Origin of the sequence: Streptomyces sp. NPDC102270, assembly GCF_044766405.1 — a bacterium.
Lineage (GTDB): Bacteria > Actinomycetota > Actinomycetes > Streptomycetales > Streptomycetaceae > Streptomyces.
Genome location: NZ_JBIWLX010000037.1, coordinates 1 through 26,543 on the forward strand (window position 1 = coordinate 1; position 26,543 = coordinate 26,543).

Here is a 26,543-nt window from a genome sequence, read left to right on the forward strand (position 1 = left end):
CCCCCCCCCCCCCCCCCCCCCCCCCCCCCCCCCCCCCCCCCCCCCCCCCCCCCCCCCCCCCCCCCCCCCCCCCCCCCCCCCCCCCCCCCCCCACGACTGTTGACAGCCGACGGCAGGAGGCCGGTAGGTTCGGCCGGGTCCACCACCGGACGCCCGACCGGGGAACCTCCGCCCAGTCGTCGCAGCGCCGCTGGGTCAGGGACGGTGTGCCGCACGGGAACACCGCCACTGGGAGCCAGGCTCAGCGCTCGCGCCACGGCAAGGGAACGTTCCGTCCGGCCGGGGAGGTGTGACCCGGGTGGGGCCCGGGCGTTCAGTAGACAACGGCTTTCGGTCGACCCGCAGCCAGCGGGCCCCAGGTCGGCCCGAAGGGCGCCGGGCCCCCATCCGCAGCGAGGGCGGACATTCGGCCAGGGCGGCCGAAAATTGTTTTCTTACCCCGATCTTGTGGAAACGACACCAGCATCCGAACGCCTTGTCGCGTCACCGCAGGCCGTGCGCACTATGGTGGACGCCTGCGTATTGATTCGAAGGGGCAGCGGTGAACGACGGCGACGGGACCCACACGGGCCAGGAGAGGCGATTCGGCCCGCTCGGCACGGCGTTGGTGATCATTCCGACCTACAACGAGGCGGAGAACATCAAGGCCATCGTCCGCCGGGTGCGCAAGGCCGTCCCGGAGGCGCACGTCCTCGTGGCCGACGACAACAGCCCCGACGGCACCGGCAAGCTCGCCGACGACCTGGCCGTCGAGGACGACCAGGTCCACGTCCTGCACCGCAAGGGCAAGGAGGGCCTCGGCGCCGCCTATCTCGCGGGCTTCCGCTGGGGCCTGGAGCACGGCTACGGCGTCCTGGTCGAGATGGACGCCGACGGTTCCCACCAGCCCGAGGAACTGCCCCGTCTGCTGACCGCCCTCAAGAGCGCCGACCTGGTCCTCGGCTCCCGCTGGGTGCCCGGCGGCCGGGTCGTGAACTGGCCCAGGTCCCGCGAGATCATCTCCCGCGGCGGCAGCCTCTACTCGCGCGTCGCCCTCGACCTTCCCCTGCGTGACATCACGGGCGGCTACCGCGCCTTCCGTCGCGAGACCCTCGAAGGCCTCGGCCTGGACGACGTCGCCTCCCAGGGCTACTGCTTCCAGGTCGACCTCGCCCGCCGGGCCGTCAAGGCCGGCTACCACGTCGTCGAGGTGCCGATCACCTTCGTCGAGCGTGAACTCGGCGACTCCAAGATGAGCCGCGACATCCTCGTGGAGGCCCTGTGGCGGGTCACCACCTGGGGCGTGGGGGAGCGGGTCGGCAGGATCACAGCCCGGGCAAAGCGCGCACAGTCGTAGCCCTACGGCCCCACAGGCTTGGCTGATCGTCCCCTTATGCCGCTCTGAGCCGCGCCCAGGCACACTGGACGTATGACGACAGGCGCTCCGACCCCCACGTACCCCGCCCGACCCCGCCGCTCCCGTATGCGCACCGTTCTGCCGCTGGGCGTCGCCGCCTGGCTGGTGCTGGAGATCTGGCTGCTGAGCGTGGTCGCGAGCGCGGCGAGCGGGTTCGCGGTGTTCCTGCTGCTGGTCGCCGGCTTCGTGCTCGGGTCGGTGGTCATCAAGCGGGCCGGCCGCCGCGCCTTCCAGAACCTGAACGAGGCGCTCCAGCGGGGCGGTGCCCCGTCGAGTTCCGGCAGCGGTGGCAACGGCCTGATGATGCTGGGCGGCCTGCTCCTGATGATCCCCGGACTGCTCTCCGACGCGATAGGGCTGCTCCTGCTGATCCCGCCGGTCCAGAAGGCCGTCGGCCGTTACGCCGAGCGCACCTTCGACCGCAAGATCCGCACTGCCGTCCCCGGCACCCTGGGGGACGCGTTCCAGCAGGCCCGTATGCAGCGCCCCGACGGCAAGGTGGTCCAGGGCGAGGTGATCGTCCGGGACGAGCCGGGCGGCGACACCCCGCAGGAACCGCGGCCGCCGCTCACCCGCTGAGCCGAAGCCGGGCAGCACAAACCGCGGGCGCGGTACGTGAATCACGTACCGCGCCCGCGGTTACTTGTATGCGCTGTTGTTCCCGCTCAGGCCGACTTGCGGCTGTCCCGGGGATGAACAGCGATGTTCATCGCGCCGGAACGCAGAACCGCCAGACGCTCCTCGAGGACCTCTTCGAGTTCCTCTCGGGTGCGTCGCTCCATCAGCATGTCCCAATGCGTACGCGCGGGCTTGGCCTTCTTCTCTTCAGGGCCGTCGCCGTCCACGAGGAGTGCTGGGGCCCCGCAGACCTTGCACTCCCACTCCGGCGGGATCTCCGCCTCGACCGAGAAGGGCATCTCGAAGCGATGCCCCTTCTCGCATGCGTACTCCACGGCCTGGCGCGGGGCCAGGTCGATGCCGCGGTCCGTCTCGTAGCTGGTCACCACGAGGCGCGTGCCGCGAAGAGCTCGCTCACTCATGAATCGTGCCTCCCGGGCTTGTCGCCCACAGGACAGGTGTCGCTGTCGTCGTCATCCGGTCAACGTCCGGTCGGCGGTAAAGATTCCCGTTCCGGGTCCCGTCCCGGGCATTGCGTCGCCGTCGTAGCCGCCCCTTGTTGTACCCACCAGCGCCCGGTTTGTCACATCTGCTGGCAGATGTGACACACCGTTTCGGCATCTTTGACGCGCAGTAACGGTACGCCTGGCAGGCCAAACGCGTACACTACAGCGCTTTCGTGTTGAACGCTAAATCCTTTCGGGTACGGGATTGCCCGCATCGCTGATCGCCCGCCGCACCGGGACCCGTGCGAGCAGGACGAATCCCATGACGAAGAAGGCCACCAGCGAGATGATCGCGTCCCGATAACTTCCCGTCAGCTGGTAGGTGATCCCGAACAGCAGCGGGCCCAGCCAGCTCATCCCGCGATCGCTCATCTCGTACGCCGAGAAGTATTCGGCCTCCTTGCCGGGCGGGACGAGGTGGGAGAACAGCGAGCGGGACAGGGCCTGGCTGCCACCGAGGACGAGCCCGATGCCGGCGGCCAGGACGAAGAACCATCCGGGCGCGCCGGCGGGCAGGAAGAACCCGGCCCCCAGGACCACCGCCCAGGCCACCAGCGAGCCGAGGATCGTGCGCTTGGCCCCGTAGGCCCGGGCGAGCCGGCCGAGCGCCAGCGCCCCCGCCACCGCGAGCACCTGGACCAGGAGCACGGCCGTGATGAGCGTCGACTGCCCGAGCCCCAGTTCCTCGGAGCCGTAGACCGACGCCTGGGAGATCACGGTCTGGATGCCGTCGTTGTAGATCAGGTACGCCAGCAGGAAGGCGAGCGTGAGCGGGTGCCGGCGCATGTCGCGGACGGTGGCGGTGAGCTGCCGCGGGCCCGGGGCCGTCGACTGCTTCGCGGGGGAACTCCGGTCGCGCAGCCGTCGTAGCGGAATCAGGGCGAAGGCGCCCCACCACAGCCCGGCCGAGGCCAGACAGATGCGGACCGCGGCGCTCTCGGAGAGGCCGAAGGAGTCGTGGCCCGTGTACAGAACCAGGTTCGCCACCAGCACCAGGGCGCCCGCCGCGTAACCGAAGGCCCAGCCCTTGGAGGAGACGGCGTCGCGCTCCTCGGGCGGGGCGATCTGCGGGAGGTAGGAGTTGTAGAGCATCGTCCCCACGGCCTGCGCCGCGTTCGCGACGACCAGGAGGACGCCGCCGAGCAGATAGCGGTCGCCGCCGAGGAAGAACATGCCGGTCGTGGCGGCGGCCCCGGTGTAGGCGGCGGCCGCCAGGAGGGGCTTCTTACGGCCGCCGCGGTCGGCGGCGGCACCCACCACGGGCATCACCAGCACGGCCACGATCACCGACAGGGACACCGAGTACGCGAAGAAGGAACCGGCACGCACCGGGATGCCCAGCGGGTGGACGTACCCGTCAGCGTCCGCCGCGTGCTTGGCGACCGAGGTCAGATAGGGGCCCAGGAACACGGTGAGCACGCTCGTCGAGTAGACGGAGCACGCCCAGTCGTAGAAGTACCAGCCGCGTTGTTCACGCCGCCGGTCGGCGGCCTCGTCCGCCGCGCCCGCCCGCACGGTGTCGATGCCCACCCGTGCCCTCGCTTCCCCGTGAAAGGTGCCGTGCGCGGGCCGGGGAAGGGGCGGGTCGGACAGGGGTCAGACCCAGACGCCGCGGTCCTCCATGACCTTGCGCAGTGTGTCGATGTGATCGGTCATGATGCCATCGACTCCCAGGTCCAGGAGCCGGTGCATGCGCTCGGGCTCGTTGATGGTCCACACGTGCACGTGGAGCCCACGCGCGTGGGCGGCGCGCACGAAGCGGTGGTCGACCACCTGGATGCCGGACTGGGCCTCGGGCACCTGGGCGGCGACGGCGGAGCGGCGCAGTGCCGCCGGGACGCCCCACGAGCGCAGCCGCAGGTTGAGCACACCCCGGGTGCCGTACGACGTCGCAAGGCGGGGTCCGGCGAGCCGCTGGGCGCGCATCACCCGCGCCTCGGAGAAGGAGCCGACGCAGATCCGGTCCCAGGTGCCCGTGCGCTCGATGAGGTCCAGGAGCGGCTGGAGGGCCGGCTCGTCCTTGAGGTCGACGTTCCAGCGCGCCTCGGGGAAGGTCTCCAGGAGCTCCTCGAGGAGCGGCACCGGTTCCTTGCCCGCCACACGCGCGTGCCGTACCTCGGCCCAGCGCAGATCCGCTATCCGGCCCGCCCCGTCGGTCACCCGGTCCAGCGTCGCGTCGTGGAAGGCGACCAGCTTGCCGTCCGCGGTCGCGTGGACGTCGGTCTCCAGGTACCGGTAGCCCGCCTCGACCGCCCGCCGGAACTGGAACGCGGTGTTCTCCAGGCCGTCCGCCGCCCCGCCCCGGTGGGCGAAGGGGATGGGGCCGGGATGGTCCAGGTAGGGGTGGCGTATCCGCGGGGTCACGGACGCAGTATCGCTCCCCGCGATTGCCCGGTGGCAACGACCGTGCTGACGTCGGATGCCCGGGGGACGGCGAACATGCGCAGGAAAACCTGGGCGAGCGGGCCGATGGACACCGCGTAGAGGACGGTTCCCACGCCGATGGTGCCGCCGAGCGCGAATCCCGTGACCACGACGGCGACTTCGACGGCGGTCCGCATCAGCCGGATGGAGCGTCCGGTCCGCCGGTGCAGCCCGGTCATCAGACCGTCCCTCGGGCCCGGGCCGAAGCTGGCGGCGATATAGAGACCGGTGGCCACACCGTTGAGCACGATCCCGGCCAGCAGCAGTGGGATCCGTACGGCGAGACCGTGCACGTCGGGGACCGCGGCGAGGGTCGCGTCCATGGCGATGCCGACCACGAAGACGTTGGAGACCGTGCCGAGACCCGGCCGCTGGCGCAGCGGGATCCACAGGAGCAGCACCGCCGCGCCCACGACGATGGACACGACACCGATCGACACCCCGGTGAGTTCGGCGAGGCCCTGGTGCAGCACGCCCCAGGGCTCCAGGCCCAGGCCCGCCTCGACGAGCAGCGCGGAGCTGGCCCCGTACAGAGCGAGTCCGACGTACAGCTGGATCAACCGTCGTACCGGACGGCTCTGCGTGGACAAGGTGGGTCCCCCTGTGGTGGTAGTGGCCTGATGCATGACACCCTGTGGCTTGGGATGACACGCCATCCATGGCCAATTCGGGGAAGGTGGACTGATTTCAGTGGCGCAGTGGACCTCGGCGGTGGGCGCGGCGCAGCTCGCCCGGCTGCTCAAATCCCAGCAGGACCGTCCCGCGGGCCCCGGCACGCGCCGCCCGCCGGCCTACCGCGCACTCGCCGACGGCATCCGCCTGCTGGTCCTGGAGGGCCGGGTCCCGGTGGCCGCACGCCTGCCCGCGGAACGTGAGCTGGCCCTCTCCCTGTCCGTCAGCCGTACGACCGTGGCGGCGGCCTACGAGGCGCTGCGGGCCGAGGGATTCCTGGAGTCCCGGCGCGGCGCGGGCAGCTGGACGGCCGTACCGGCCGGGAACCCGCTCCCCGCCCGCGGTCTCGAACCCCTCCCGCCCGAAGCCCTCGGTTCAATGATCGACCTGGGCTGCGCGGCACTGCCGGCGCCCGAGCCGTGGCTGACCCGCGCGGTGCAGGGCGCCCTGGAGGAGCTGCCGCCGTACGCCCACACGCACGGGGACTACCCGGCGGGTCTGCCGGCTCTGCGCGCGATGATCGCCGAGCGGTACACCGCGCGCGGGATCCCCACGATGCCCGAGCAGATCATGGTCACGACCGGCGCGATGGGCGCGATCGACGCGATCTGTCATCTGTTCGGGGGCCGGGGTGAGCGGATCGCGGTCGAGTCGCCGTCGTACGCGAACATCCTTCAGCTGATGCGCGAGGCGGGCGCCCGGCTCGTGCCCGTCGCGATGGCGGAGGGGCTGACCGGCTGGGACATCGACCGCTGGCGACAGGTCCTGCGGGACGCGGCGCCCCGGATCGCCTATGTGGTCGCCGACTTCCACAACCCGACCGGCGCGCTGGCCGACGAGGACCAGCGACGGCAGCTGGTGGACGCGGCGCGGTCCGCGGGGACCGTGCTGGTGGCGGACGAGACGATGACCGAGCTCTGGCTGGACGACGACGTCTCGATGCCACGGCAGGTGTGCGCCTTCGACCCGGCCGGATCCACCGTGGTCACCGTCGGCTCCGCCAGCAAGGCGTTCTGGGCGGGAATGCGGATCGGGTGGGTCCGGGGGGCACCGGACGTGATCCGCAGTCTGGTCGCCGCGCGGGCCTACGCCGACCTCGGGACGCCGGTCCTCGAGCAGCTGGCCGTGAACTGGCTGTTCAGCACCGGGGGATGGGAGCAGGCGGTCGAGCTGCGGCGAGGCCAGGCCCGGGAGAACCGGGACGCGCTGGTGGCCGCGATGCGCAGGGAACTGCCGACCTGGGAGTTCGAGGTGCCGCAGGGCGGCCTGACGCTGTGGGTGAAGGCCGGGGGGTTGTCCGGCTCCCGGCTGGCGGAGGTCGGCGAGCGGGTGGGCGTACGGGTGCCGTCCGGGCCGCGGTTCGGGGTCGACGGTGCCTTCGAGGGCTATGTGCGACTGCCGTTCACCGTCGGAGGAGCGGTGGCCGACGAGGCTGCGGCGCGGCTGGCCGCGGCGGCGCGGGTGGTGGAGAGCGGAGGGTCCGGGGGCGGGGAGGCGCCGCGTACGTTCGTGGCCTGACAGCACTGTGCGATCAGCCGCCACGCACCCGCAGCCGCACCCGCAGCCGCAGCCGCACGAGCATCGCTGAGGGCTACGGCGCCTCCGCGGCCACCGCTTCCGGCTCCGCTCCCGAGGGGACCGTCTCCGCTCCCGAGGGGACCTCCTCCGCTTCCGTTCCCGAGGGGACCGTCTCGGCGTCCGCCGGAGTCGTCCGTGCCGGCAGCAACGCCAGCACCGCCTGCCGGTCCGCCTCGCTCGTCGCGTCGTCGTAGGGATCCGGAGTCGCCGGCACCTGGAGGCGATGGACCGGGCCCGACCCGAGGCGGGCGTACCCGCGGCCGGGCGGAACATCGGTCACCGGGGTCGTGTGCGGAGGCGCTCCGAGGAAGGCCTCCAACTGGTCCGGCGTCGCAGGGCCCAGTACGACACGCGCGCGCGTGTGCTGCCGTACCGGCTCGCTCAGCGCCTCCGCGCTGTCGAACTGGTCGGCCACCACCACCGTGACGTTCGCCGCGCGCCCGTGCCGCAGGGGGACCTGGAGCAGGGACTGCGGATCCTTGCGGCCGTCCGCGGCGGCCAGGTGGGTGAAGGCGCTCGGGCGGTCGAGGAGGATCCACAGGGGACGCTTGGTGTCCTCGGGCGGCGGATGGCCCGCCTGCCGGGCGCGGTTGGCCGCGATCAGGCGGCGCTCCGTCTCGGTCGCCGCCCACTCCAGGCTCGCCAGTGCCCCCGCGAGCCCGCACTCGACCGCGAGGACGCCGTCCCGGCCGGTCAGGCACGCGTACTCGCCGGTGCTGCCGCCCTCGATGATGACGACATCGCCGTACTGGAGGGCCTGGAGCGCGATGGAACGCAACAGGGTCGAGGTGCCGCTGCCCGGCTGGCCCATGACCAGCAGGTGCGGCTCGGTGGAGCGGATGCCGGTGCGCCAGACCACCGGCGGGACGTCGCGCTGCCCGTCGCCGTAGCCGAGCGGAAGCGTGCGCTGGACCTGGGTGGGGTCGGTGAAGCCGAGGACCGTCTCGCCCGGGGCGGTGACGAAACGCTGGGCGGCGATGTCGGTGGGCAGCGGGGCGAGGACGGTGACCGTGAGTTCGTTGCCCTCCTCGTCCCAGCTGAAGTGGTACTCGCGGCCGCGGCCCGACTTGGCGTGCAGCAACTGCTCGATGCGGGCCCGGGACTCGGCCTCGCCGTCGGTGAAGTACGCCGGGTAGCGGATCAGCAGGTGGGTGATGCGGCCGGTGCCGTCGAAGTCGTACGCGGGGAAGGCCTTCTCCCACTCGCCGCCGTGCGTGTACAGCGGGGCCGGGTCCTCGGCCGCCGAGAAGTACGGGACGAGCGCTTCGTACAGCGACTGCAGCCGCTGTGTCTGCGTCTCGTCCGGCCCTTCCGGTTCCAGCGGCCTGCGGTCCCGGCCCTGCCAGGCTGCCGCCGCCATCAGGCTGATGACGGCGAGCAGCGGACCGTACGGAACGAGCGCCACGACCAGGACCACCGAGGCCACCAGGAACAGCAGCGGTCCGCGCCTGTCCTTGGGGGTCTCGGCCCACCTGCGCCGCCCGGCCGAGGCCAGCCGGCGCAGCCCGCGGGTGATCGTGATCAGCGGGTGGAGGACGTCGGTGGCGCTGTCGGCCGCCGTCCGGGCCAGCTCCCGGCTCCGGGCGATCTGGGCGCTGCCTGTGCTCAGGATGCGGGGGAGGGGGCGGCGAGCCACTGCTGTCTCCTGGAGGTGCGTACGGACGGGAGGGGCGGCGTCAGAACTTGATGCCGCCGAGGAGGCTTGCCAGGCTCTCGCCACCGGCCTTGATGCTCGGGGCGATGGCCGTGCTGGCCAGGTAGAAGCCGAACAACGCCGAGATCAGGGCGTGCGACGCCTTGAGCCCGTCCTTGCGGAAGAAGATGAAGACGACGATGCCGAGCAGTACGACACCGGAGATGGAAAGGATCATTGCGGTGCTCCTGGTTCGTGGGGACAGTCACCATGAGTACTTCCAGCATCACAGCATGTATCTATACGACAAAAGGTGCAAATGAATGAATTCTTCGCGATTTCACTGAGTTGGCGGAGCAGTGGTGATCTTTACCTCCGGCACTTCGGGTCATCTGCCGCGCGAGCCAGTACCCTTGCGATTCACCTGAACGGTTGTATGAGAGGCGGTCCGGCCGATGACTGAAGCCCCCGACCCGGAGGTCGTGGAGCTGGCGACCAAGATCTTCGATCTGGCCCGGCAGGGGCAGACCGAGGCGCTGGTGGCGTACGTCGACGCGGGTGTACCGGTGGGCCTCACCAACGACCGCGGGGACTCGCTCGTGATGCTCGCCGCCTACCACGGTCACGCGGACGCGGTGCGCGCGCTCGTCGCCCGCGGGGCGGCGGCCGGCGGGGTCAACGACCGGGGGCAGACGCCGCTCGCCGGAGCCGTCTTCAAGGGCTCCACGGACGTCATCGAGGCCCTGCTGGAGGGCGGCGCCGATCCGGCCGAGGGCACCCCCTCGGCCCTCGACACCGCCCGGATGTTCGGCCGGACCGAACTGCTCGAACTGTTCGCCGCACACTGATCCGCATGCTCTGACCAGCGAAAACACTCACAACGGGGGAGGCGGTACAAGGCCGCCGAAATTTCGGTCGCGGCAGATGGAAGTGCCGAGTCATCATGACCTCGTGGTTCACGGACGTGATGGCCGGGCAGCTGATGCCGCACCGCGCGGACCGTGACACGGTCCGTATGGGCCACCGACGAGAGGCAGAGGAAGATGGCTTACAGCAAGCAGGAAACGGCGGGCGCCCCGACGTGTTGTCACGCGGCCAGGTAATGCACGTCCCCGGTTGCGTCGACGCTTGATGTGAGGCTGTTTCCCATGTTCGATCCGGTCATAGCGCCCAGCGGTACGCTGCTCGGCCTGCTCCAGCGGGGCCGCGGCGACGGCACACTGCACGCGCTCACCGCCCCGCGCGCCGAGGCGCTCGCGGCCCTGAACCACTGCGTGCTGCGCGATCCCCGCCACGACTGGCAGGTGGAGAACCGCTCGCTGTACTACGCCCGTCTCTTCCTCGACCTGGGCGGCGAGCTGGACGAGATCGAGGCGCACCTCTTCGAGGTGGACGACGTCTTCGACACCGAGGAGTCACGCACGGGCCTCGCCCTGGCCGTCCTCGGCCACCTCGCCTCCTACGGCAGGCGCGACGCGCTCGAACTGCTGCGCAGGTACGCCGCCTCGGGCTCCAACTGGGCCTGGGCGCTGGACGAACTCGCGCTGCGGGACGACGACGCCGGCCTGCGTGCCCTTGCCGTGCCCGTGCTCGCCCGCTTCGGGACCGATCCCGAGGGCGAGGCCGAACTTGCCGCCGCCGTCCGGGACGCCTTCGAGCCGAGGCCATGGCGGCTGTGGGCCGACGATCCCCGCGTATCCGTCTCCACGCGTGTGCGTGCCGCTCAGGAGGCCGGCTGTTTCGACCGCTGGCAACGCCAGATGCGACCCGCAGGCCCCCGCCCGGGGTGGAGCGTGCAGGCCGTCTTCGAGTGGGCCCAGCAGGGCGTCGAGCGCGGGGCCGCCCTCCATGTGCCCGCCGCCCGCTGCCTGGCCGCCGTCGCCGGACCCGAGGACCGGCCCGAGATCATCGCGGTCGCCAAGGACGGCACCGAGGGGGCCCGGGCCACCGCTCTGCGCTATCTCTCCGACAGCAACGACCCCGACGCCTTCGATCTGATCGAGTTGGCCGCCGTCACCGGCTCACCGGCCGTCGTGGAAGCCGCCCTCGACTCGTTCGAACGCATGCGCAGTATCGCCGCCGTCGACCGCGCGCGTGGCTGGGCCCGCCGGCCCGATCCGCTGGGCGCCGCCGCCGGACGCATGCTCGCCTGCCTGGGCGGAGCCCAGGACCGGGACCTCGTGCTGGCGGCCCTCCGGGAGGCCGTACGGGGCGAGGGACCCGACGCGGCCACCCTGTGGACCCTCGTCGACGGCACCGGACGCCTCGGCATCGCCTGCGCCGCCCCCGTGCTGCGCCACATCTACCGGGAGACGGCCTCCTCCCACCTCCGCGGCCGTGCCGCCCGCGCGCTCGCCGCCACCGATTCCTCCTTCGCCACCGGCTTCGCCGTCGAATGCCTCTGGGACTGCGAGGAGACCACCCGCGAGATCGCCGCCCGGCACGCCGAGACCGGCGACGCCCGGGTCGTGGAGCGACTGCGCCGGCTGGCCGCCGACCCGGCCGAGGAGGCCGAGGTCCAGACGGCCGTACGCAGCCGTATCGGACCGGACACCGCGGCCATGTGACACCGCCTTCGGGTGTGAACATCCGGGCCCTGTCACACCCGCCCGGTGAACTCCGGACGACCCGCGGGTCAGGTGCGCATGGACGTCGCCCGACCTGCTCGGGTGCGCAGCGGAACGCTCATGGGACGTTCCTCGTCCGGAAAGATCCACGTTGACGCGGCCACGTCCAGCGCGGCGAGAACAGTCCTATGCGTGTCGTCATAGTGACCGAATCCTTTCCCCCCGATGTGAACGGCGTGGCCCACTGCGCGCTCCAGACCGCCCGGCACCTCGTGGATCGCGGTCACCTTCCGCTCGTCGTCGCGCCGGCCACCGCGTCCGGCCCCGGATCCGGCGTGGACGCCCTCGCGCCGTGCCCCGTCGTCCGTGTCCCCTCCCTCCCCCTCCCGGGCTACCCCCAGGTCCGCGTCGCCCTTCCCAGCAGGCGCGTGGCCGTGGCGATCGCCGAGCACCGTGCCGACGTCGTCCACCTGGCCGGCCCGTTCGTCCTCGGCGTCCGCGGCATGGCCGCCGCCGCCCGGCTCGGCATCCCCGCCGTGGCCGTGTACCAGACCGACCTCGCCGGATACGCCCGCACCTACGTGCACGCGGGAGAGGCCGCCGCCTGGCGCCGTATCCGCTCCGTCCACGCCGCCGCCGATCTCACCCTCGCCCCGTCCAGTGCGTCCCTGCGCGACCTGGAGGCGCACGGCGTCCCCAGGGTCGAGCTGTGGCCGCGGGGCGTGGACACCGTCCGCTTCCGCCCCGACCTGCGCGACGAAGAGCTGCGCCGCCGGCTCGCCCCGAACGGCGAGACGATCGTCGGTTACGTCGGCCGGCTCGCCGCGGAGAAGCACATCGAGCTGCTGGCCGACACCTGCCGACTGGAGGGCGTCAAGGTCGTGGTGGTGGGGGACGGGCCGACCCGGCCCGCTCTCGAGCAGGCACTGCCCGGCGCGGTCTTCCTGGGCCCCCGCACGGGCGACGAACTGGCCCGGATCTTCGCCTCCTTGGACGTCTTCGCGCACACCGGCCCCTTCGAGACCTTCTGCCAGACCGTGCAGGAGGCCATGGCGAGCGGTGTGCCCGTCGTCGCGCCCGCCGCCGGCGGACCGCTGGACCTGGTCGCCCACGGGCGCACCGGGTTCCTCGTCCCGCCGCGCGACCCGGCCGCCGTACGGGACGCGGTGTGGTCCCTGGCCGCCGACCCCGAGATGCGTGCCTCGTTCGGCGTCGCCGCGCGGGCCATGGTCGAGGGGCGCACCTGGGCGGCCGTCGGCGACCGGCTGATCGGCCACTACGCCGCCGTGCTCGCCGGCCGGAAGGCGGCGGTGGCGGCATGAGCGGACATGGCGGCATGAGCGGACGGTCGCTGCGGATCGTCCGGCTCGCCAACTTCGTCGCTCCCACCTCGGGCGGCCTGCGCACCGCCCTGCGCGAGCTCGGCAAGGGCTACCGGGCGGCCGGACACGACCCCGTGCTCATCGTGCCCGGCGACCGCGCGAGCGACCGCCTGACCGAGCAGGGACGCATCATCACCCTGCCGGGCCCGCTGCTGCCCGGCACCGGCGGCTACCGCGTCCTCGCCGACAAGCGGCGCGTGGCCCGGCTCCTGGAGGAGCTCGCCCCCGACCGCCTGGAGGTCTGCGACCGTACGACCCTCAGGTGGACCGGCAAGTGGGCCCGGCGCGCCCGGGTTCCCGCCGTGATGGTCTCCCACGAGACCGCCGACGGCGTGCTGCGCACCTGGGGCCTGCCGGAGGGCGCGGCCCGGCGTGCCGCCGACGCCCTCAACGTCCGTACGGCGCACACGTACGCGCGCGTGGTGTGCACCACCGAGTTCGCCGAGCGGGAGTTCGTGCGGATCGGCGCCCGCAACGTCGTACGGGCCCCACTCGGCGTCGACCTCGTCGAGCGGCGCCCGGCGCTGCGCAACGCGGGACTGCGGGCCCGCTACGCGCGCGAGGACGAGACACTCCTCGTGACCTGCACCCGGCTGTCCGTGGAGAAACGGCCCCGCACCGCGCTGGACGCCGTGGAGGCGCTGGTACGGCGCGGGCGGCGGGCGGTGCTCGTGGTGGCCGGGGACGGGCCGCTGCGGCCGCGTCTGGAGCAGCGGGCGCGGGAGCGCGGGCTGCCGGTCACCTTCCTCGGGCACCTCTCCGACAGCGGGCTGCTCGGCGCCCTCCAGGCATCCGCCGACGTGTGCCTGGCCCCTGGACCGGCCGAGACCTTCGGGTTGGCCGCGCTGGAGGCCATGGCGTGCGGCACGCCGGTGGTGGTGAGCGTCTCCTCCGCGCTGCCCGAGGTCATCGGATCCGCCGGGGCCGTGGCCGCAGACCGTGGGGAGGCCTTCGCGGACGCCGTGGACATGCTGCTCGGCCGGCCCGAGGCCGAGCGTCGCGAGACCGCACGCGCGCGTGCGGAGTGCTTCGGGTGGGACACGGCGGTCCGGGCGTTCCTCGCCGCGCACGACACGGAGGATGTCGTACGGCGTTCCGTGCCGGGAGGTGTGGCATGAGCGGCGGCGCGTCATGAGCCGGGGGTGTGTCATGAGGCCCGCGCTGCGTCGCCCTGGGCCGGTTATCGGTGACGTACGCCGGTTATCGGCGACGTACCTTCACAAAGCGCACCGGCGTTCCCGGCACCGCCTGGGCCGCCGCCGGGAGGTCCGTCTCTCGGACCACTCCGATCACCGGGTAGCCGCCGGTGGTCGGGTGGTCGGCGAGGAAGATCACCGGCCTGCCGTTCGGCGGGACCTGGACCGCGCCCAGGACCATGCCCTCGCTGGGGAGCTCGCCCGGCCGGGCCCGCTCCAGGGCCGGCCCCTCCGTGCGCAGGCCGATGCGGTTGCTCGCCGAGGACACCTGGAAGGCGCGGGAGGTGAAGGTCCGTACCGCTTCCTGGGTGAACCAGTCGTCTCGGGGGCCCAGCGTGACGCGGAGGACGAGTTCCGCCGGGGGCGCCGGCTGCGGTGCCGTGTCCACGCGTGTGTGGAGGGGACTCGGCGTGCCCAGTCGGAGTACCGCGCCGTCCGTGAGGGGAGTCGGGCCCAGGCCGGACAGCAGGTCCGTGGAGCGGCTGCCCAGGACCGGCTCCACGGCGATTCCGCCGGAGACGGCCACATAACTGCGCAGTCCCGATACGGCCGTTCCGACGCTCAGCAGTGCTCCGGCCGGCACGCGCACCGGCGCGCCCCAGGCCGCAGGCCGGCCGTCCACCGCGATCGGGCAGGGGGCGCCCGTGACGGCCACGGTGACCGTCGAACGGGGGCGCAGCGCACAGCCGTTGAGCGTGGTCTCCAGGACGGCCGCCTCGGGGCGGTTGCCGACCAGACGGTTGGCGAGGTCGGCCGCCGGACCGTCCAGGGCGCCCGAGCGGGGGACGCCGAGGTGGGCGTGGCCCGGGCGGCCCCGGTCCTGGACGGTGGTCAGTGCTCCGGCCCGGACGACGGAGAGGGCGCGGTCGGTCATGCCGCCCCCGTCGGCACGAAGCGCACCCGTGCACCCGGCGAGAGCAGCGCGGCCGGCACGCGTGTGTGGTCCCACAGAACGGCGTCCGTGGTGCCGATGAGGTGCCAGCCGCCCGGCGACGAACGCGGGTAGACGCCGGTGTACGGGCCCGCGAGCGCCACCGAACCCGCCGGGACGGCCGTGCGCGGGGTGGCCCGGCGCGGGATGTCGTAGCGGTCGGGCAGGCCGGTGAGGTAGCCGAAGCCGGGAGCGAATCCGCAGAAGGCGACCGTGAACTCGGTGCCGGCGTGGACGCGGGCCACCTCCGCGGGGGAGACGCCCCAGTGCGCGGCCACGTCGGCCAGGTCCGGGCCGTCGTAGCGCACCCGGAGTTCGATCACTTCGCGCGCGCGTGGGGGAGCGGGCGGCACATCCGAGTCGGTGAGTTCGGCGGTCAGGCGGGCCGGGTCGGCGAGACCGTCGAGGAGGACCGTGCGGGCCGCGGGCACGATCTCGCGGACCGACAGCGAGCCCTCCGCGCGGCGACGCACCAGCTCGGCGTGGAGGGCCTGGGCCTCCTCGCCCGAGGACACCTCGACGAGCAGGGCGTCGTCCCCGACGCGCAGCGCCCTCATACGAAGGCCTCCACCCGGACGCCCGAGGACACCAGGCGCTCTCTCACCCGTCGGACCAGCTCCACCGCGCCCGGGGTGTCGCCGTGCAGGCACAGGGAGCGGGCCTCGACCTCGATGCGGGTCCCGGAGCGCGCGGTGACCGCGTGGTCCCGGGCCAGGCTCAGCGAGCGCTCCACGACCGCCTCCGTATCGGTGACCACCGCACCCTCCTGGCCGCGTGGCACCAGCGTGCCCTCCTCGGTGTAGGCGCGGTCCGCGAAGGCCTCGGTGACGGCCTCCAGGCCCGCCTTGCCGGCCGCCTCCAGCAGACGCGAGCCGGGCAGGCCCAGCACGGGCAGCGTGGCGTCGGCGAGGAGTACGCCGGCGACGACCGCGGCGGCCTGCTCCTCGTCGTGGACGACACGGTTGTAGAGGGCGCCGTGCGGCTTGACGTAGGACACGCGTGTGCCCGCCGCCCGGGCGAAGACCTCCAGGGCGCCGATCTGGTAGGCCACCTCGGCCGTCAGCTCGGCGGACGGCACGTCCATCGCACGCCGCCCGAACCCCGCGAGGTCGCGGTAGGAGACCTGGGCCCCGATCCGGACTCCGCGCGCGGCCGCCAGCTCGCACACCCGGCGCATGGTGACCGCGTCCCCGGCGTGGAACCCGCAGGCCACGTTGGCGCTGGTGACGACGGACAGCAGTTGCTCGTCGTCGGTCAGCTGCCAGCGGCCGAAGCCCTCGCCGAGGTCGGCGTTCAGATCGATCGAGGTCATGGAGGTCTCGTATCTCCTTCCGGGATTCTCAACGGGTTCTCAAGGGGCTCCAGTGGGGGTCTTCAGGCCACTCTGTACTGCTCGTCGCGGGCGTCCGTCAGAAACATCTGCCCCGGTGCGTGGGTGATGGCGAACGGCGGGCGCGAGGCCATCACCGCGGCCTGCGGGGTCACTCCGCAGGCCCAGAACACCGGGATGTCGTCGGGCTCGGCGTCCACCGGATCACCGAAGTCGGGGCGGCCGAGGTCGTCGATGCCGAGCGCGGAGGGATCGCCGCAGTGCACCGGACTGCCGTGCACGGCCGGGAGCAGACTGCTCTCCCTCAGGGCGGCGGCCAGGTGCTGGGGCGGCACCGGGCGCATGGACACCACCATGGGTCCGTGCAGCCGCCCCGCGGGACGGCACTGTCGACTGGTCACGTACATGGGAACGTTCCGGCCCTGCTGGATGTGCCGGATCGGGACGCCCGCCTCCGAAAGTGCCCACTCGAAGGTGAAACTGCACCCGATCAGGAACGAAACGAGGTCGTCACGCCAGTGTGCGCGCACGTCCGTCGGCTCGTCCACCAGCCGGCCGTCCTCCCACACCCGGTAGCGCGGGAGATCGGTGCGCAGATCGGCGCCTTCGGCGAGGACGGTGGTCGGGTCGCCGGCGTCCGTGACGTCGAGGACCGGACAGGGCTTGGGGTTGCGCTGGCAGAACAGCAGCATGTCGTACGCCCAGTCGGCGGGCACCGAGATCAGGTTGACCTGGGTGTGGCCGGCCGCGACCCCGGCGGTGGGGCCGGCCAGGCCCGCGCGGAAGCGGGCGCGTGCCTCGGCCGGGCTCCACGCGTGCGCGTGCTCGTCGGCGACGGTCAGAGGGCGGTCCTCCGTACGGTTCATGCGAGTTCCTTCCCACGGGTCTCCGGCAGTCCGAGCAGGGCCAGGGCGGCGATGCCGTAGCCGATGGCGCCGAAGACCAGCGCCCCGCCCACACCCCAGCTGTCGGCCAGGAAGCCGACGGTGGTCGGGAAGACCGCGCCGACCGCGCGACCCGCGTTGTACGTGAAGCCCTGACCCGAGCCGCGCACCGCCGTCGGGTACAGCTCGCTCAGATAGGACCCGAAGCCGCTGAAGATCGCCGACATGCAGAACCCGAGGGGGAAGCCGAGGATCAGCAGCCAGGTGTCGGCTCCGCTGGGGATGTTGCCGTAGGCCACGATGCAGACGGCCGACAGCAGGGCGAAGAGCCAGATGTTGCGCCGCCGGCCCAGCCGGTCGGTGAGGTAACCGCCGGTCAGATAGCCGAGGAAGGCCCCGGAGATCAGGAAGGTCAGATAGCCGCCGGTGCCCACGACCGACAGCCCGCGGTCGCTCTTCAGATACGTCGGCACCCAGGTGGCGAGCGTGTAGTAGCCGCCCTGGACGCCGGTGGACAGCAGCCCGGCGAAGATCGTCGTACGCAGCAGGTCCGGTTTGAAGATCGCCGCGAAGGAGCCCTTGCCGGCGCTCTTCTCGCGCACCGCGACCGCCTCCGGGGCGTCCTGGACCCGGCGTCGCATCCAGACGACGAGCAGCGCGGGCAGCGCACCGGTCCAGAACATCACGCGCCAGGCCGTGCCGTCGTCGAGGACCGAGAACACCAGCGTGTACATGATCGCAGCCAGGGCCCAACCCACGGCCCACGAGCTCTGGATCGCGCCCAGCGTGCGGCCCCGGTGCTTGGCGCTCGCGTACTCGGCGACCAGGATCGCGCCGACCGCCCATTCGCCGCCGAAACCGAGGCCCTGCAGGGCGCGGAAGACCAGCAGAGACTCGAAGTCGGGGGCGAAGCCGCAGGCCACGGTGAAGATCGCGTAGGTGACCACCGTGATCATCAGCGCCCTGACCCGGCCGGCCCGGTCGGCCAGCACCCCCGCCAGGGCCCCGCCGATACCGGAGGCCAGCAGGGTGACGGTGGTGAAGAGACCGGTCTGGCCGCTGTTCAGGCCGAAGGAGGCAGCCAGCGCGACCATGCTCAGCGGGAGCGTGAAGTAGTCGTAGGAATCGAGGGCGTAGCCGCCGAACGCACCGGCGAAGGCACGTCGGCCGCGCGGACCGAGGGCGCGGTACCAGCCCAACGCCCCGTCTTCGGCGGGGTGTTCGGTCGCTGTGGGGTGATCGGTCAGGGCCTGTGGGGGCGGGGTCGTGCTCATGAGCACCTCGCAGTGGGAGGACGGAGGATGCGGAGCTGAGCCGTGCGGTGTAGAGCAACGTAGAGGATCGTTCAACGATCCTTCAATACCCCTGTTGTTTCGTTCTCGTGTCTGCGGTTGAATTCCGGGCATGGCAGAGCAGCTGAGCGGACTGGCCGACGACCGTGCCCTCCTGGGCCGTACCAGCACGGCCGAGCGGGTCTCGGACATCCTCAGGAGCCGCATCGCCGAGGGCTACTTCCCGCCGGGGACGCGGCTGTCGGAGGACAGCATCGGCGGAGCACTGGGGGTCTCCCGCAACACCTTGCGCGAGGCGTTCCGGCTGCTCACGCACGAGCGGCTGCTCGTCCACGAGCTGAACCGCGGCGTGTTCGTCCGGGTCCTGGCGGTCGAGGACGTGGAGGACATCTACCGCACCCGCGCGCTCGTGGAGTGCGCCGTCGTCCGCGGACTGGGCGAACCGCCGTACGCCCTGGGCGCGCTCTCCGAAGCGGTCGGGGAGGGGCAGCGGGCGGTGCGCGAAGGTGACTGGAAAACGCTGGGCACGGCCAACATCCACTTCCACCGCGAACTCGTCGCCCTCGCGGGCAGCGACCGCACCGACGAACTGATGCGCAGCGTCTTCGCCGAACTCCGCCTGGCCTTCCACGTCGTGGACGATCCCAAGGCCCTCCACGAGCCGTACCTGGCCCGCAACCAGCAGATCCTGGGGGCGCTCGAGGCCGGTGACAAGGATGCGGCCGAAAAGCTGCTGGCGGTGTATCTGCGCGACTCGCTGGAACGAGTGGTCGATGTCTACCGGCGCAGGGTGAGCGCCCCGTAGGGGCGCGGGGGCCAGCGCGACAAGCCCCCACCGGCCTGCCGACGCGACGCAACCGGCAGTCCCCGGTCCAACCGCCGGAGGCGATCCGCGCCGTTTGGGGAGTTGTCAGACCGAGGACCTAGTCTGTGCACCGTGACTTCGCCTGCGACGACGGACAGCGTTCCGCCCCAGTTCAGCGCGGGGCCGCGCCCCGCACCGGGCCCGGCCGCCGACGAGGGACTGGCGCGTCGGCTGCGCGCGCTCGCCTGCACCGCGCCGCTGCACGACCTCGACGCGCGCAAGGCCAATCTCGCCGGCGAGTACTCGGTGTACGGCATGGCGGAGGTGGCCCTCGCGGCCATCGACCTGGTCACCCTGAACATGGACTTCGACACCGGCGCCGACCACGACCAGATCGTCGCCCGTCTCATCCCGCGCATCGCCGCCCAGGCCCCGCAGCGACCCGTCGCCGAGCACGAGCGCGTGGCCCGCTGGGTCCTGGAGAACCTGATCAACGTCGGCAGCGTCGACCGCGGTTTCCGTGCGGTCTACGGCACTTTCGATCCCGACGGCACCTATGTCCGGCGTGACTACGACTTCAAGCTGATCGAGGAGGTGCCGGGCCCCGGCGGCTCGGTGTATCTCCGGACGACCGACGAGGCGGTCAACGTCCTCGTCGGAGCCCTCGACACCGACGTCACCAGCGCCCAGATCGCCGCCGAGGTCAAGCTGGAGGTACTGATCAGCCGCGGCCGCCTCGCCGACGCCCAGCTCGCCGCGGAGCAGGCCCGCTACCGGACCGTGCAGTACTCCGAGACCCTGCGCAGGGCGCTGGACGCCACTCGCCGCAATGTCCGGGCCGTCGACTGGCTCAACTCCGTGCCCGACATGATCGCCGAGGCGCTCGACCACGTCGCCGACCGGTACCGCCACGAGAACGCGATCCTGACCAACATCCGCAAAGCGCGGGACGAGTCGGAGGACCCCGAGCAGAAGCGGCGCGCCGCCGAGCTCGTCGACATCGTCAAGGACTGCATCCGGCGCCACACCCAGCTCCAGTCCCGGCTCCTGGAAGCCGGTCCCCTGTTCCGGGCCGAACAGGACCGGCAGGCCTTCGCCACCCCCATGACGACATCGGGGATCGACCTCTACGGCCACCTCGTCGCCCCGGTGCTGCCCCTGCCGTTGCAGCAGGCCACCCGGGTCACCGACGCGTTCTTCGCGCGCGGGACCGGCCTGCGCACGCCGGTGTCGGTCCGGGTGGGCGATCTCGTCGACCTACTGCTGACCCCGCCCATGGAGCGAGAGCACCTGGGCGCGGAGATGCCGGAGCCGGACCTCATCGCCACCCCCGACGACAGCCGGTTCAGCGAGGAGCAACTGGCCTCCGCGAAGCAGCTGCTCGACCTGCCGGCGGACGCACCGCGAAGGCTCTCGGGACTGCTCGCGGACGCCCGCCGGACCGGCGGGTTCGATCTCGCCTACCTGGTCGCCCTGTTGGCGATCCACGCCGCCAGCCCTGCCGTCGGCACCGCCTACCGCCAGGGCGAGCAGAAGCTCCTCTTCGCCGTGGACGACGGGACGGAACTGGACGACCCGGACTTCGGCGGCGCCGACCTCATCGTCGGCACAGCCCTGCTGGACGCCGCGGGGATGGCGGCGGACCGGACGGAGGCAGCATGAGTGAGCAACAGCGTGACAAGGAGCCCAAGCCGTGAGTGAGCAAGTCGAGTGGAGCGACACGGAGGTCCCGACCCCGTCGGCGTCCGCCGCCGTCACCCCCGCCGACGCCGCCGACGCCGCTCGGCTCGTCGCCTTCGGGCTGCAGCCCAAACTGCAGCCCGCGCGGGACCAGGAGTACGCCGAACTGCTGCGGCGCTGCCGGGAGGACCCGCCGTTCGCGCGGCTCGCCGACGCCGTCGCCGCCGGACTCGGCCTTGTCGTCCTCGAAGTGTCCCCGCGCGCGGGGATGGCCGTGACCGCCGCCGAGGACTCCGTCTTCGCCGTCCGGATGGGGGACTACGCGCGTCGTACGTCCGCCGACGGCGGCGACCGCTTCCTGCACGGCCTCGCCCATCTCGCCGTGGCCGCCATGGCGTTCCCGCGGCCCGAGGACCTCGCCGACGACGGCTACATCGGGCGGGTCTCGGTCAATGGCGTCGACGCCTTCGTACGGCAGGCCTGCCGACGCCTCGAGGAGCGCGCAGAGGAGGTCGGCGAGAACACCGACCCGGCCACCGACGCTCCGGGCCTCGAGGCGGCCTGGCGGATCTGGGCCAGACGCAGCGCGGCCGGTGCGACCAAGGACGCGCGCCGGCTCGCCGGGTCCACGACCGGCATCGTCGGCAAGGCGGCCGCCTTCCTCACCGACTCCGGGTTCCTCCAGCGCACGGGGGACGACAACGGCGGTACCTACCGGACCACGGCTCGTTACCAGCTCCAGGTGCGGGACATGGCCGGAAGCGCCGCCATGGCCGAACTCCTCCAACTGGGAGTCGTCCCGGTAACCGACGGCACACCGACGCTGCTGCCGCCCGAGGACGGCGACGACATGGAGCTGGTGGCCGATGCCGGGCTGCCGTTCCACTCCTGAACTTCCCTGACCTGCCGAAGACTTACGAGAGTCCGCCATGTACGAGCTGTCCCGGGTCCGCCTCTACTCCATCGGTCCTGCCGGTGCGCGCTACGCCGACACCGTGCTTGACCTGCGCGGCGTCGGCGCGGAAGTGCCCGACCCCGCGCCCACCCAGGCGGAGTTCTTCGAGGAGGAGCCCGTCGGCCCGCCGCGCCGGCCCGCACCCGCAGGAGTGCTCTTCCTGGAGAACGGCGGCGGCAAGTCCGTCCTGCTCAAGCTGATCTTCTCGGTGATGCTGCCGGGCCACCGCAACACCCTCGGCGGCGCCAGCTCCGGTGTGCTGCGCAAGTTCCTGCTGGCGGACGACTGCGGGCACGTGGCCCTGGAGTGGCAGCACACCCTCACCGGCGAGTGCGTCGTCGTCGGCAAGGTCAGCGAGTGGCGGGGGCGCCAGGTCTCCAACGACCCGCGGAAGTTCGCCGAGGCCTGGTACTCGTTCAGGCCCGGACCGGGGCTCAGCCTCGACAACCTGCCCGTCGCCGAGTCCACCGCCGTACGGCCGCCCGCCGAGGGGCAGTCGGCCGCGCAGGGCCGTCGCCGCACCATGAAGGGCTTCCGGGACGCCATCACCGAGGCGGGCAAGGCGTATCCGCATCTGGAGGTGCACTGGGAGGAGATCCACGACCGCTGGATCGAGCACCTCGGTGACCTCGGCCTGGACCCCGAACTCTTCCGCTACCAGCGGGAGATGAACGCCGACGAGGGCGAGGCCGCCGGCCTGTTCGCGGTGAAGAAGGACTCCGACTTCACCGACCTGCTGCTGCGGGCCGTGACCGACACCCGCGACACCGACGGGCTCGCCGACCTGGTCAGCGGGTTCGGCAACAAGCTGGGGCGCCGCGCCGAGCTCATCGCCGAACGGGAGTTCACCGCGGGATCGGTGGACCTGCTGGGCCGCATCGTCGAGGCCGCCGAGGCCCGCTCACGCGCGCGTGACATCCACACGGGCGCCGAACGCCGTACCCGGACGCTGGCCCGCCGGTTGTCCGCGCGAGGCGTCCGGGAGCGGGTACGCGCCGGCGACCTGGCCCAGCGGGTCACCGCGGCCGCCTACGCCGTCACACACGCGGAGGCGGGCCGGGAGCGCAGTGCGCTCATCGCCGCCGAACTCGCCTACCGGCACGCCTCCCTGGCGCTCGCCGCCGCCGAGAAGTCGGCCGCGGCCCAGAAGCGCGAGCTCGCCGAAGCGCGGACGCTGCACTCCGCCTGGCAGGCCGCCGAGGCCGTATTGCGCCACCGGGCCGCCGCCGACCGGGTCGCGCGCGTGGCCGTCGCCATCCAGGAGGCCGAGCGGGACGCGGCGCCCGCGCTCGCCGCCCGCGCCAGGGCCGCCGTCGATCTCGTCCGCGCCCTGCAGACGGCCGCAGAGAGCGCCGAGACGCTCGCCAACGAGGAGGAGGAGCGGTCCGCCGCTCTCCAGGACGTCAGCCAGTCGGCCTACCAGGACTCCACGTCGGCCGCCACCGAGGCGCAGCGCGCCCGCAGCGAGATCGGCCATCTGCGCCAGCGGCTGAGCGAGGTCGAACAGGAGACCGCCGAGGCCGTGCGCGCGGGCTGGCTCGACGACAGTGCCCCGGACGCCGACCCCGCCCGCGCGGCCCTCGCCGCGAGCGACGCCGAGAAGTCGGCGGTCGCCGCCTGGGACACCGCCCGCGAGGCGTCGAACCGGGCCGCCGAGCACGCGCGCGAGGCGGCCGCCGCCGAATCCCGGGCGGAACTCACGGCCGCCCGCGCGGAGGACGCGGCCACGGCGGCCGCCCGGTCCTACGAGGCCGAGCGGCGCCTGGCCGAGGGACTGGCGGGCGAGGAGCGGCTGGCGGAGCTCCTGAGCCTGACCGGGACCACCGGCGGGACCACCGGCGGCGTGCCGGGACCGCGCGCGGCAGAGGGCACGAAGACGAACGGCACGACCGGGCGCGACAGTTCCGCAGCCGGGACCGATCCGCACACCGGCTCCACGGGTGCTCACTCCGACGGCGGCCTGACCCCCGAGGACCTCGACCGGTTCGCCGACGAACTGCGCGAGCTGCTCGACGACTCCGTCTCCTCGGCCGAACGCCAGCTCTTCGAGCTGCGTACGGCCGCCGCCGACGACTCCCGGATCCTCGGCGCGCTCGGTGACGGCGGGCTTCTGCCGCCGGGCCCGGACGTGCTGGCCACGGTCGAGTTCCTCGGTGAGAACGGCATCCCCGCCCTGCCCGGCTGGCGCTACCTCGCCCAGGCCGTCGACCCCGCCGACCACGCGCGCGTGCTGGCCGCCCGGCCCGAACTGGTCGACGGCGTGATCATCACCGACCCCGCCACCCACGCGCGTGCCCGCGAGGCACTGAACGACGCGGCGCTGCTCCCGCGCTCCGCCGTGGCCGTCGGCACGGCCGCCGCACTGCTGGCGCCGACCCCGGCCACCGATTCCCAGAGCGGTGACGTCTTCCTCGTACCGCCGAACCCGGCCATGCACGACGAACACGCCGCCGACGAGGAGCGCCAGGCACTGCGCGCCCGGGCCGGCGAGCGGGACGAGGAGATCCGGTCGCTCGCCGCCCGCCTCGGCAAGGACCGTGAACTCCATGCCCGGCTCGCCTCCTGGCGCACCGGCTGTCCGGCCGGCCGGCTCGTCGAGCTGGCGCAGGCCGCCCGGGACACGCGCGTGTTCGCCGACGAGGCCGAGGCCGAGCTGGCCGAGGCGCGCACGGTGCGGGCCGAGGCCGACGAAGCCGCCTCCGAGGCCGCGCGGACACGCGACGAGCGGCAGGAGGCCGCCCAGAAGGCCCGGCGCGCCGCCGACGCCCTCGCCGGACTGGCCTACCGGCTGCGGGAGCGGGCCGGCTGGCAGGCCAAGCTGCGTGAACTGGCCGACGAGGCCACCGAGTCGGAAGCCCGCGCCCAGACCTGTCTGGACCGCGCCCGGGCCGCCGACGAGGACCGGCGCGGGGCCCAGCGGGCCGCCGACGACGCCCGCCGCACCGCCCGTGCGCTGCGCGCCGAGCGCGCCGAGATCGCCGGCGCCCCCGACGACGTACCGGACAGTGCCCCCGATGCGTCCAAGGCGTCCCTGCCCGCACTCCGCGAGGCCTACCGGGCCGCCTCCCAGCTGTACGAGAAGGTGGGTGTCGGCGCCGACCTGCGGGCCGAGCAGGCCCGGGCGGAGAGCGACGAGAGCGCGGCCCTCGCCGAACTGGACCGGCTGAGCAACAAGGTCCGCACGCGCGCGGCGCAGTTGCTCCAGTCGCCCGACGGGTCCGACGGGCCCTCCCGGCAGGCCGCCGCCGCCCGCGCTGAGGAACTGGTGCAGCTCCTGGAGACCCGTGTCTCGACCGCGAGCGAGCAGCTCGGACGGTTGCGCGGCGAGGCCGAGCGGCACGCTCCCGAGGACGGCGAGGCGCACACCGAGCTGTCGCCGGAGCTGGAGCCGCGCGACGCCGAGCACGCGCAGGCGCTGCTGCGTACGGCCACCGCCGAACTCGCCTCCCGCACCGAGGCGTTGGCGCAGGCCAGGGAGGCGCACGCGGAGCTGCTCGGCTCCCACCGGGCCGCCGAGGACGCGGCGGGCGGCTTCGACGAGATCGCCGCGATGCTCCGCGACCTGCTGCGCGAGCACGCCATGGAGGACGAGCAGGACGAGTCGGAGCCGTACCCGGGCAGCCCCGAGGAGGCCCGGCAGGCCGCTGCCGAGGCCCGCCGGTCGCTGCGTGGCTGCGCCGCCGACCTGTCCGCCGCCGAGGGCGCCGTGCGCGAGGCGAGCGACGTGCTCGTCCGGCACGCCAACTCCACGCGCTACGAGCAGGTGCGTACCCCCGCGCGGCAGCAGATCCGGGAGCTGCCCGCGTCCGCGCTGCCCGAGCACGCGCAGAAGTGGGCGGACGCCTTCGCGCCCCGACTGCGGGTGCTGACCGACGAGTTGGCACAGTTGGAGCGCAACCGTGACTCGATCGTGGACCGGCTGCGGGGGCTCGTGGAGTCCGCGCTCGCCACGCTCAGGTCCGCCCAGCGGCTCTCCCGGCTGCCCGAGGGACTCGGGGAGTGGTCCGGGCAGGAGTTCCTGCGGATCCGCTTCGAGGAACCCGACCAGGCGACGCTGACCGTGCGGCTCGGCGAGGTCATCGACGAGGCCACCAGGGCCGCGGTGAAGAAGAACTCCGACCTGCGGCGCGACGGAATGTCCCTGCTGCTGCGGGGAGTCGGGGCGGCGCTCCAGCCCAGGGGCGTGGCCGTGGAGATCCTCAAGCCGGACGCGGTGCTGCGCGCCGAGCGGGTGCCCGTCGGGCAGATGGGTGACGTGTTCTCCGGTGGCCAGTTGCTGACGGCGGCCATCGCGCTGTACTGCACGATGGCCGCCCTGCGCTCCAACGACCGGGGCCGGGACAAGCACCGACACGCCGGCACGCTGTTCCTGGACAACCCGATCGGCCGCGCCAACGCGACGTATCTGCTGGAGCTCCAGCGGGCGGTGTCGGACGCGCTCGGCGTCCAACTCCTGTACACCACGGGCTTGTTCGACACCACCGCACTCGCGGAGTTCCCCCTCGTCATCCGCCTGCGCAATGACGCGGACCTCAGGGCCGGCCTGAAGTACATCAGCGTGGAGGAACACCTCAGGCCGGGCCTGCCGCAGCAGCCCCAGGCGGACGAGGCGGGGCACAGCGAGATCACGGCGACGCGCATGTTCAAGCGTCCGGCGCCGGTGTCTCCGTAAGGGAGTTCAGCCACTCGGGAGA

The 26,543-nt window shown here is 72.8% G+C and carries 22 protein-coding genes; 11 read left to right on the forward strand and 11 right to left on the reverse strand.

Features of this window, described 5'->3' with window-relative positions; translation table 11 throughout:
* Positions 1–541: 541 nt before the first annotated feature.
* Both ACIRP7_RS43195 and fxsA read left to right on the forward strand, forming a co-directional pair.
* Positions 542–1,336, forward strand: a complete 795-nt coding sequence (locus ACIRP7_RS43195) for a polyprenol monophosphomannose synthase (RefSeq protein WP_403671777.1) — start codon at positions 542–544, stop codon at positions 1,334–1,336.
* A 72-nt stretch (positions 1,337–1,408) separates the two neighbouring features.
* Positions 1,409–1,975, forward strand: coding sequence for an FxsA family membrane protein (gene fxsA / locus ACIRP7_RS43200; protein WP_403671780.1), 567 nt, complete (start codon positions 1,409–1,411; stop codon positions 1,973–1,975).
* Between the two features lie 86 nt (positions 1,976–2,061).
* Here fxsA and ACIRP7_RS43205 read toward each other — a convergent pair whose 3' ends face one another.
* From ACIRP7_RS43205 to ACIRP7_RS43220, 4 genes are all read right to left on the reverse strand, one after another.
* Positions 2,062–2,436 carry an RNA polymerase-binding protein RbpA gene (locus ACIRP7_RS43205; RefSeq protein ID WP_009187548.1) on the reverse strand — a complete coding sequence of 125 codons (375 nt, stop codon included), beginning with the start codon at positions 2,434–2,436 and terminating at the stop codon, positions 2,062–2,064.
* Positions 2,437–2,703: 267 nt separating this feature from the next.
* Complete coding sequence (locus tag ACIRP7_RS43210; protein ID WP_403671783.1) at positions 2,704–4,050, reverse strand: MFS transporter; 1,347 nt, start codon at positions 4,048–4,050, stop codon at positions 2,704–2,706.
* A 66-nt stretch (positions 4,051–4,116) separates the two neighbouring features.
* Positions 4,117–4,884, reverse strand: a complete 768-nt coding sequence (locus ACIRP7_RS43215) for a glycerophosphodiester phosphodiesterase (protein ID WP_403671786.1) — start codon at positions 4,882–4,884, stop codon at positions 4,117–4,119.
* Positions 4,881–5,570, reverse strand: a complete 690-nt coding sequence (locus ACIRP7_RS43220) for a YitT family protein (RefSeq protein WP_403671789.1) — start codon at positions 5,568–5,570, stop codon at positions 4,881–4,883. Before ACIRP7_RS43220 ends, ACIRP7_RS43215 begins: the two co-directional genes overlap by 4 nt.
* 64 nt (positions 5,571–5,634) lie before the next feature.
* On the opposite strand from ACIRP7_RS43220, the gene ACIRP7_RS43225 reads away from it, so the two are divergent.
* Positions 5,635–7,134, forward strand: a complete 1,500-nt coding sequence (locus ACIRP7_RS43225) for a PLP-dependent aminotransferase family protein (RefSeq protein WP_403671792.1) — start codon at positions 5,635–5,637, stop codon at positions 7,132–7,134.
* A 73-nt stretch (positions 7,135–7,207) separates the two neighbouring features.
* Here the strand turns inward: ACIRP7_RS43225 and ACIRP7_RS43230 are convergent, their stop codons facing one another.
* Both ACIRP7_RS43230 and ACIRP7_RS43235 read right to left on the reverse strand, forming a co-directional pair.
* Positions 7,208–8,830 (reverse strand): hypothetical protein, encoded by a 1,623-nt coding sequence (locus ACIRP7_RS43230; protein WP_403671795.1) that lies wholly within the window; start codon positions 8,828–8,830, stop codon positions 7,208–7,210.
* 40 nt (positions 8,831–8,870) lie between these two features.
* Positions 8,871–9,065 carry a hypothetical protein gene (locus tag ACIRP7_RS43235; RefSeq protein ID WP_007380617.1) on the reverse strand — a complete coding sequence of 65 codons (195 nt, stop codon included), beginning with the start codon at positions 9,063–9,065 and terminating at the stop codon, positions 8,871–8,873.
* A gap of 217 nt (positions 9,066–9,282) precedes the next feature.
* Between ACIRP7_RS43235 and ACIRP7_RS43240 the strand changes: the two genes are divergently transcribed.
* From ACIRP7_RS43240 to ACIRP7_RS43255, 4 genes are all read left to right on the forward strand, one after another.
* Entirely contained in the window at positions 9,283–9,675 is a 393-nt protein-coding gene (locus ACIRP7_RS43240; RefSeq protein ID WP_352389907.1) for an ankyrin repeat domain-containing protein, read from the forward strand.
* A 300-nt stretch (positions 9,676–9,975) separates the two neighbouring features.
* The gene (locus ACIRP7_RS43245) at positions 9,976–11,394 is read left to right on the forward strand and encodes a HEAT repeat domain-containing protein (RefSeq protein ID WP_403671798.1); all 1,419 of its coding nucleotides are present in this window, start codon (positions 9,976–9,978) and stop codon (positions 11,392–11,394) included.
* Positions 11,395–11,582: 188 nt separating this feature from the next.
* A complete protein-coding gene (locus ACIRP7_RS43250; protein WP_403671801.1) occupies positions 11,583–12,716 on the forward strand; it encodes a glycosyltransferase family 4 protein in 1,134 nt (377 codons plus the stop codon).
* A 14-nt stretch (positions 12,717–12,730) separates the two neighbouring features.
* Entirely contained in the window at positions 12,731–13,894 is a 1,164-nt protein-coding gene (locus tag ACIRP7_RS43255; RefSeq protein ID WP_403671869.1) for a glycosyltransferase, read from the forward strand.
* An 82-nt stretch (positions 13,895–13,976) separates the two neighbouring features.
* On the opposite strand, the gene ACIRP7_RS43260 is transcribed toward ACIRP7_RS43255, so the two are convergent.
* The 5 genes from ACIRP7_RS43260 to ACIRP7_RS43280 all read right to left on the reverse strand — a co-directional run bounded on the left by ACIRP7_RS43260 (position 13,977) and on the right by ACIRP7_RS43280 (position 18,391).
* Positions 13,977–14,846: a biotin-dependent carboxyltransferase family protein gene (locus tag ACIRP7_RS43260; protein ID WP_403671804.1), complete on the reverse strand. Its 870-nt coding sequence runs from the start codon at positions 14,844–14,846 to the stop codon at positions 13,977–13,979.
* Positions 14,843–15,460 carry an allophanate hydrolase subunit 1 gene (locus tag ACIRP7_RS43265; RefSeq protein ID WP_403671807.1) on the reverse strand — a complete coding sequence of 206 codons (618 nt, stop codon included), beginning with the start codon at positions 15,458–15,460 and terminating at the stop codon, positions 14,843–14,845. The genes ACIRP7_RS43260 and ACIRP7_RS43265 overlap by 4 nt, the downstream gene beginning before the upstream one ends.
* Positions 15,457–16,215 (reverse strand): LamB/YcsF family protein, encoded by a 759-nt coding sequence (locus ACIRP7_RS43270; RefSeq protein ID WP_403671810.1) that lies wholly within the window; start codon positions 16,213–16,215, stop codon positions 15,457–15,459. The genes ACIRP7_RS43265 and ACIRP7_RS43270 overlap by 4 nt, the downstream gene beginning before the upstream one ends.
* A gap of 62 nt (positions 16,216–16,277) precedes the next feature.
* Positions 16,278–17,099 carry a putative hydro-lyase gene (locus ACIRP7_RS43275; RefSeq protein WP_403671813.1) on the reverse strand — a complete coding sequence of 274 codons (822 nt, stop codon included), beginning with the start codon at positions 17,097–17,099 and terminating at the stop codon, positions 16,278–16,280.
* Complete coding sequence (locus ACIRP7_RS43280; protein ID WP_403671816.1) at positions 17,096–18,391, reverse strand: MFS transporter; 1,296 nt, start codon at positions 18,389–18,391, stop codon at positions 17,096–17,098. Before ACIRP7_RS43280 ends, ACIRP7_RS43275 begins: the two co-directional genes overlap by 4 nt.
* Before the next feature lie 130 nt (positions 18,392–18,521).
* Between ACIRP7_RS43280 and ACIRP7_RS43285 the strand changes: the two genes are divergently transcribed.
* The 4 genes from ACIRP7_RS43285 (at position 18,522) to ACIRP7_RS43300 (ending at position 26,521) form a co-directional block, all read left to right on the forward strand.
* Positions 18,522–19,214 (forward strand): GntR family transcriptional regulator, encoded by a 693-nt coding sequence (locus tag ACIRP7_RS43285; protein ID WP_403671819.1) that lies wholly within the window; start codon positions 18,522–18,524, stop codon positions 19,212–19,214.
* Positions 19,215–19,346: 132 nt separating this feature from the next.
* Positions 19,347–20,876, forward strand: coding sequence for a hypothetical protein (locus ACIRP7_RS43290; protein ID WP_403671822.1), 1,530 nt, complete (start codon positions 19,347–19,349; stop codon positions 20,874–20,876).
* A 31-nt stretch (positions 20,877–20,907) separates the two neighbouring features.
* Positions 20,908–21,786 (forward strand): hypothetical protein, encoded by an 879-nt coding sequence (locus ACIRP7_RS43295; RefSeq protein WP_403671825.1) that lies wholly within the window; start codon positions 20,908–20,910, stop codon positions 21,784–21,786.
* Between the two features lie 37 nt (positions 21,787–21,823).
* Positions 21,824–26,521: a hypothetical protein gene (locus ACIRP7_RS43300; protein WP_403671828.1), complete on the forward strand. Its 4,698-nt coding sequence runs from the start codon at positions 21,824–21,826 to the stop codon at positions 26,519–26,521.
* Positions 26,522–26,543: the final 22 nt, after the last annotated feature.